6 protein-coding genes are annotated in these 6,070 nt (G+C 51.4%); all 6 read right to left on the bottom strand.

Translation table 11 applies throughout. The features are described 5' to 3' along the window. Nucleotides 1–372: alpha/beta fold hydrolase (locus KKG35_15355; protein MBU1739505.1), on the bottom strand; the 372-nt coding region annotated here is incomplete at its 3' end. Between the two features lie 202 nt (nt 373–574). Beyond that, a complete protein-coding gene (locus tag KKG35_15350; GenBank protein ID MBU1739504.1) occupies nt 575–1,855 on the bottom strand; it encodes a DUF560 domain-containing protein in 1,281 nt (426 codons plus the stop codon). Between the two features lie 131 nt (nt 1,856–1,986). Then, on the bottom strand, nt 1,987–2,376 hold the full coding sequence (locus KKG35_15345; protein MBU1739503.1) for a hypothetical protein: 390 nt from the start codon (nt 2,374–2,376) through the stop codon (nt 1,987–1,989). A gap of 106 nt (nt 2,377–2,482) precedes the next feature. After that, the gene (locus KKG35_15340; GenBank protein ID MBU1739502.1) at nt 2,483–3,109 is read right to left on the bottom strand and encodes a zf-HC2 domain-containing protein; all 627 of its coding nucleotides are present in this window, start codon (nt 3,107–3,109) and stop codon (nt 2,483–2,485) included. 11 nt (nt 3,110–3,120) lie between these two features. Beyond that, nucleotides 3,121–3,699, bottom strand: a complete 579-nt coding sequence (locus KKG35_15335) for an RNA polymerase sigma factor (GenBank protein MBU1739501.1) — start codon at nt 3,697–3,699, stop codon at nt 3,121–3,123. 121 nt (nt 3,700–3,820) lie between these two features. Beyond that, nucleotides 3,821–5,638: a FapA family protein gene (locus tag KKG35_15330; GenBank protein ID MBU1739500.1), complete on the bottom strand. Its 1,818-nt coding sequence runs from the start codon at nt 5,636–5,638 to the stop codon at nt 3,821–3,823. Nucleotides 5,639–6,070 lie beyond the last annotated feature (432 nt).

The following is a 6,070-nucleotide window of genomic DNA, read 5'->3' as shown; positions in this document are numbered from 1 at the left end:
TGTTACAACCCATCTTAGAAAAGAGGAATACGCGGCTGGAGAATAAAGAAGATTCTGTTTTGCCGAGCGGCCGAATCCCGGCAGATCAAAGGTGAGAAGATGGTATTCCGCTCTGTACTCCCTGAGAAAAGGTTCAAAGATTCCCGAACCTTCATCACCGGCGCCATGGATTAAGACCAGGGTCTGCGCGCCGCTTTTCCCGCCTTCCATGATAAAGGTCTCGCCCTTGAAAACAGGGTCGGTCACCATGGTCCGGCGCCAGGCGCCATCTGCAGAAAAGGTTGCGGCTTCTTCCGCTGTCCCGGCCATCGGCAGAAGCAGAAGGGAGAAGAGAAATGAATATGTGAACAGGACGGTTTTATTCAGTTTCATGGTCAGGGGTGTTAAACGTCGGGTTGTCAGGCTTTGCTTTCTGATTCTGATACCCTGATCGGTCATGAAAAGCGAGCGAAATGTGGTGAAATAATCGGTTTGGAGTGATCAGGGGATTGCCGGGTCGCAATCCAGCAGGGGCGAAGAATGGCCTGAAAGATGCGGGTGTTCAGGGAGGCGGAGTTGAGGTTTTCCCTGTCACTCAAAAACTTCTGGAAACAGTGGCGGTCATTATTCCACGTTGGTAATCGTAAACATCATAATTCGAGTCGTTGTCATAATATGTATATGCAAGGTTTAAATACCAGAATTGCGGGAACCTGTATGAAAGTTCGGCTGATACTTTGTAAAGATCCTCTTCTCGGTCAAGCATTCCCTGGTAGTCATAGACACTGTTCCGGTATGAGAGGGCGGCACTGCCGCCGAGTTTTTTTGTGAAGGTATATTTGACTCCAAAGGAAAGCAGATTCCGGGTGGGAGAGAATTCGGAATCTGCCGCATCATTTAATTCCAGGGAATACCCCAGGGAAAATCTCCAGTTGTCGGGATGCCAAATCCATTTTGTCTCCAATCTGTTTCTCGTGCCGTCAAGATATTGGAAGTCCGGGTCAAACAGATCGATGTAGCTGAAGTAATAATGAAAATTGACAGTTGTTTGACTGCCCGGGTTTTTTGCCAGTTTGAATGAGGCCGTGCCGACCTGCTCTCGACGCTCATTGCCGAGAAAAGTGTAGGTGTATTGCAGGCCGGTATCAAGTTTCCAGCCGCTGGAATCGGTAACATAAAAAAATCCCAGACCTGGTGACAGCACATCAAAGTCATCCAGATCGCTGTACTTCTGATAATACGCATTGAATTGCGCCTGAATTTTTGATGCGGGAGAGAGAGGGCCTCTTGAATAGACAATCAACTCCGAAAAGGAATCTCCCTCGCCGCTTGCTCCGCTGGTGTCGGATTCGGATGTGATTTTTACGTTGTCGTCATAGCCGCCCCCGAAGGAGAAGTAGGTTGCCCAGGGCGACGGGGGAGTTGCTTTTTCCCCTAGCCCTGATCGGGAAATGGCGATCTCGGCCAGCTGGGCGAGTTTCGGTTCGGTTGACTGGACGGCAACCATTTTGAAGAAGAGATATGCCTCGGCTTCGTTCCCGGACTTGAGGGCGGTCAGTCCCCGATTGTAATTGGCCAGAGAGGTCATGGTCTCATATTCGGCCGCTTTTGCAAACGCCTGGTCCGCTAGTTTGTAGTCCGCCGACTTGTAGTAACAGACGCCGATATTGTGATACAGAGCGCCTGACGCCTGGCCTTGTTCGGCGGCCTCGTTAAAGAATTGAAGGGCTTCCTGAAATTTCCCGGCTTTGAAATAGGATATCCCGGTGGCAAACGGGTCTTCATCCTCCCGGGCCAACCCTGAAGATGGGGCAAAGGTCAGCATGAAGAGGAAAAGAACGGCAAGTACGGCGCTGGATGATTTTTTACGTTTCATATTTTGCATTAGACTTTAAGGGTTGATCAACGCAAAAAACCGCCCGACCGGGCAGTTGCCCGGTCAGACGGGATGGAAAAGAAGAAGAGCAGGAGGAGTCGGGCACAGGGGGAGGATGCCCGCCTTATCTTCTACTTCTTTCCATGTCCAGAGCCGTTACCGCTCATTGAACCGGTTGCGTTCTCTCTGATTTGTGAGTTCCTCTGTTCCTGCTGTTCCTGAAACATTTCCCTGGTCTGAATCTGGTGCTGGATCATTTCCTGGGCGCCTTCAGCCTGATATTCGCCGGAATCAGTGGCGCGGGTCCTTTCCTGGAGACGGGTCCTTTCCCTGATTTTGAGATATTCCCCGGTCGGGATCCTGATCCGGTTGGTGATCTGCCGGGGTGAATCTTCAGGAGATTCAACTACCGTCATGGTTACTTCCAGCTCTTCGGGACCGGTGGTGTCATCGGCGGCAGCGAAGGCAGGGAAGAATAAGAGTGCGCTGAGTAAGACCAGCCATTTGTTGTATGTTTTCATGGTGTGTACCTCACTTGAGTTGTTTGGTGGTGGTTAATATATCTCCGGAGATATTACGGCCACGATTACTGGTTCTTTGGCCCTGCAAATATGCGGACCGTGGTTGTTAAATGCTCACGTTCAAAGTCTGAATCCTGCTCTTCCTCTTGTGTTCTATTCTGGCGGTAATGGTTGCGCTTCCCGATGGTCGGGAAGTAATGATTTCAAGGGGCAGAAGGTTGCCGCCCTCCTTGAGGTCTGTTTCCCAGGTCAGCCGGCGGCGACCCGGGAAGGCTGCAAGTTCGATATTCTCCGGCAGGATTATGGTCAGCTCGGCCTGTTCCATATCGATCGGGCAGTTGAACACCAGATTGATGGTTTTGCTTACCTCACCGGACTGTCCTGCCGTCACTTGATGATTGTTCAGGATCTCGGGACCGTGATGATATAGGCCTGTCACGAGCAGGAGAACCAGGCAGGCAGCCGTCGCCATGCCGAAATAAAAGGTGTTGCTCCTTGCTTCTCGATGTGTGAATTCTCGTTTTGCCCCACGCATCATTCTTTCCAGGCTCAAGGTATCAACCTCGGGTGCCGGAGCGCATTCCAGTATCCGGCGAAAATCCTGTTCCTGCCGGAGCAGCTTTCGACAATTATCGCACTCTGCCAGATGTTTCTCGATTTCCGCGGCTTCTTGCCGATCGAGGTAGCGGTCGACAAAATCATCAATTTTCTCTGCGAACTTTGTACATTCCATAATCACTCCTCTCACTCATGAAACGAGTGACGGGGTTGAAAGGTTCCATTTTTTTCCAGAAATCCTCTGAGGGATTTTCTGGCCCGATGCAAGCGGGACTTGAGAGTGCCGAGCGGGATGTCGAGAATGTCTTCCAGTTCATTCAAGGTGTATCCTTCCATATCATGCATGATACAGACAATCTTCTGGTCGATGCTGAGTTTTCCAAGGGCGGTGAGCACGGCATCCTTTTCCTGGGAGATCTGCAGCGATTTTTCCGGGCCGGGCAGCGATGAGGGAACAGTGTCCATTTCCGAAATGGAATTGTCATCGGTGGCCGGCCTGAAGAGACGGAGTATTGAACGTTTTTCCCGTCTTACTCTGTCGAGAAAAGTCCGGTACAGAACGGAGGACAGCCAGGCCCGGAGATGTTCGATACCGCCGATCCGGTGCTGCCTGGAAAAGACCTTTACCAGAACATCATGCAGCAGATCTTCCGCGTCATGACTCTGCCCGGTCAATCTGAAAGCGAGTCGGTGCAGATAGGGGAGATGCGGGCGCAAAATGGTCTCGATTTCAGATTCGCGGCAATCTTCTCTGATCATATTCATTACTTTGTCCATACATGCTTTGACGTATGAAATCCGAAAAGGTTCCCAAAAAAATCAGGGAAATTTTAAATTGGCTGAGGATCTGTTTCTTGGGTGGATAGAATGGTTGAGAAAATGGAGGTTATATTTCCTGGATGATGAGTTTCAGCTTGCCGTCCTTCAGGTCTTCGACCTCTTCCGGCAGGGAATAGACTACTTTGAATGGCCCGTTTGGTATGGAATCGGAGTCGAGGTTCAGTTCGGCGTTGCCGCATTTGATTCTGATTTCGGCGTTGTTGCCCATGGCCTGCAGGCCGACAGTCACTGCGAAAACGAGTTCCTTTCTGATGGTTGAGGTGAGGTGTTCCATTTCAGCCAGAGAATTTTTTTTCTCAGCCATCACCTCGGCGAAGTCGGTCTGGGTGGTATTGTATTTTTTCATCTCGTTGACCATGGTGTCGGCCCGCCTGATGATCGATTCGTTATAGTTCCGGTCACCCAGGTCCGACTGCAGGGTATAAGCGAGGGTGATTAATTCCTCGCGAATCTTCCCGAATGACTGAAAAATACTGATGAGTGCGGTTTTCAGCGTGATGAGGGCTTTCTTGACCGGCGACGTGTCGTGCTCACGACCGGTGTACTCGCTGATCTGAACCAGCAGGCTGAGGATAGTGGTCGCTTCCTTTTTCCCCTCTTCCGAAATGGCGCCCAGATCCGTCTGGTAGGAGGCAAGGTCTGCGCCGACCATTTCGGCTCTGGAAAACACCTCGCTGCCGAGGAGAAATTCATTAACGCCCGATACCCTTGCCTGTTCAATACAGGCATTGATACATCCCGCCTTGATCCCCAGCAGGGCAGCTCCTTTGGCAATGGTTATCTGTTTGCGGGCGTGCAGGTGGGCGCTGCTGGCATTCTGTTTGATGGTGATGTGTTCGGCGGTGGCGATGCCGTTGTTGATATTGCCGGCCTGGATTTCGTGGTTTGCCGTGACCCTGCAGCCGTTGGTGATGAGTGAGGCGGTCACCCCGTCAGCCTTTACTGCCTGGCCTTCGATGGAACCTGACACGTGAACGAATCCTTCGGATTGCAGGGAGAAATTGCCTTTGAGGTTTCCCTTGACCTCAAGGCTTGCCGCGCTCTGGATATCGCCGTAATCGTAGTTGATGTCGCCCTTGATGGTAAAAGTGTCGGCGATGTCGATGCGATCCAGGGTTTTCGGGTCGCCGGGAACTCTCAGCCGGAATTCAACCGCCCCGGAATTGATGGTGTGCAGCATGAAGATATTGGGGTTTTTCGGGTCATCCTTGCGGGAGATGTTGTTGGTGTTCCAGCGGATCTGGTGGCGTTTCCCGGGTTTCTGCTTGATGGCCTTACCGAAACAGTCGATGCCGGGGGCGCCGAGGGTCCGGTCGATGACCGTGACCAGGAGACTGTCTTTGTGGACACTTGGCACACTGTTGATGTCTTTCCAGTTGATGACCCCGCTTTCACTCAACGCTCCGGCCCGTTTCTGCCAGTCGAAATGGAGGGTGGTGTGACCGTCTTCGCCGTCGACTGCTTCTACCCCCCTGATTTCAACCAGCGGAGTTTTGCCGGCCATCACAATTTTCACCTTTCTTTCGGGCAGGTCACCAATGGATGGTACCGAGAAAGCCGAGCTGATGCCGTCCTTGATATTCCCTCTGACGGCCCTGGAAATGGGAATCGAAAAACTCACGTGAAGTAGCCTTTCAACCGCCAGGGCGAGGAGGCGGGGGTCTTCTCCCTCGCTGCCGGCAAGATTCAGGAGGCAGATCAGGCCGTCACTGGAAACCTTGCGGCTGTCGAAGATCTCCTTGCCCCGATTGTTGATCGCGGCTTCAGCTTTAAGGTCATTCCCCTTTGTAGCAGCAGGCGCAGCGCTGGCCTCTGCGGGGGCTGCGGCAGGGGGAGAAATTTTCTGTTCAGGCGTTTCCGGCATAACCCTCATATTGAATTCATCCAATGGTCGTTGAATCGGTGTCCGAGCCGATATTTAAAAGCTCCCGGCAGACCTTTGCTGTCCCCATTACCGATTATTCTAGCAAAATTAGTCAGCCGGATTCAAAAAAAACATCGCCCGGGGGGGATTTTCCATAAAGTTTCTTGCCTCACGAATGCATCAAAAAATGCATTGTAAGATTTTTCCTACAAAATTTTCAGCATATCGCCGACAGACGGTTCTGGATATTTTTATTAAATCAATGATCATTGGCAAACGGATGCCTGATTCATTTATGTAAGGGGGCTTGCATGAAGTTTTATTATAAGACGGATCTCTGTGGTGGTGCGATTACCTCCATGGTTACCATCCCGGAAGAGAAGAGACGATTGACCGGCCTCTCGGAGAAGAAGGAATTTCTGTATAGTTTGC

This window comes from Pseudomonadota bacterium, from assembly GCA_018823285.1.
Lineage (GTDB): Bacteria > Desulfobacterota > Desulfobulbia > Desulfobulbales > JAGXFP01 > JAHJIQ01.
This window is presented reverse-complemented; position numbering and strand designations above follow the sequence as displayed.